The following is a 947-nucleotide window of genomic DNA, read 5'->3' as shown; positions in this document are numbered from 1 at the left end:
TAGATTTATATGCATCATCTCGATTCAGTCCTGGAATTGCCGTCGACTTATCGAGTTGAGCCAAATTTAAAATTATCAAATGATAAAATAGATATTTAATGTCTATACCGGCCGGTGGGATTACAAAGTAAACAGTATCAATTGGCCAACATGGCTGTTCACTAATAAACACATTACCAACACTCCCTTTTCGGCCCACGATGATACAAGGTTCAGTGACCAGCGCTTGGTTATGACTTCCTACATGGCCACCTGAACCAAAAACTTTGAACTGTCCGCCTTCAACTCTAATGTTAGAGGGCAATGGCTTGCCATACTGAAGTTGGATCACCTCACCAAGCGGTACTTTTATCCAAGACTCTGGCAGTTTTTCTGATGTGAAATCGTCATTCATCGTTCTTATGTACCGTAGTTTTTGGTTGCAAAGCAACCATTCAATTAATTTGCTACATTATCCAGCTAGTCACCAAAAAAGTGTAGTGGTCAACTTAAACTAGCCTCCGGGCTGAGCCACAACGTGTATGCATCCTGTCCTCACGAAGGAGGTCTTTTGAAGTCCTCTTGACTGACGCCACAAAGATGATATCTGGCGCAGAGTGCGGTTGTAGGAGGCTTTAATGTAGTCGAAAATATTTGCCCGAAATATGTCCCGAATGTTATCACTTCGCATCCTAATGCGCTCTTTTTTTGAATGAACCGAAGAACGATTTTACGCCATATTGCCACTGTAGTTGACCTGCACCCCGTTGATTAATACCGGTAAGTGTCAAGGTAGTTGTCACCCCCGGTTAATTTAAGCCGCCTGTTTTTCCCGGTCCGGATTTAACGTTACCGGACCTTCCGGCTGCCAGTTTCTCGTTCTGCCAGACCACCTTTCAGGATGGGCCTGTCTCGCGCTCCGGTACAGTTTATCCCGTTGTTTCAGCAAAGCTCTGTCTTCTCCGCGA

Annotated in this window: 1 protein-coding gene; it reads right to left on the bottom strand. The window is 44.7% G+C overall.

Annotation, left to right across the window (positions count from 1 at the left end):
- A partial coding sequence (locus GTPT_RS17045; protein WP_211255096.1) for a restriction endonuclease subunit S occupies positions 1-394 on the bottom strand: 394 nt, incomplete at its 3' end.
- Between the last annotated feature and the right edge of the window lie 553 nt (positions 395-947).

Origin of the sequence: Tatumella ptyseos ATCC 33301, assembly GCF_000735525.1 — a bacterium.
Lineage (GTDB): Bacteria > Pseudomonadota > Gammaproteobacteria > Enterobacterales > Enterobacteriaceae > Tatumella > Tatumella ptyseos.
The sequence above is the reverse complement of the archived record's forward strand: the minus strand, read 5'-3'. Positions and strand labels throughout refer to the sequence as shown.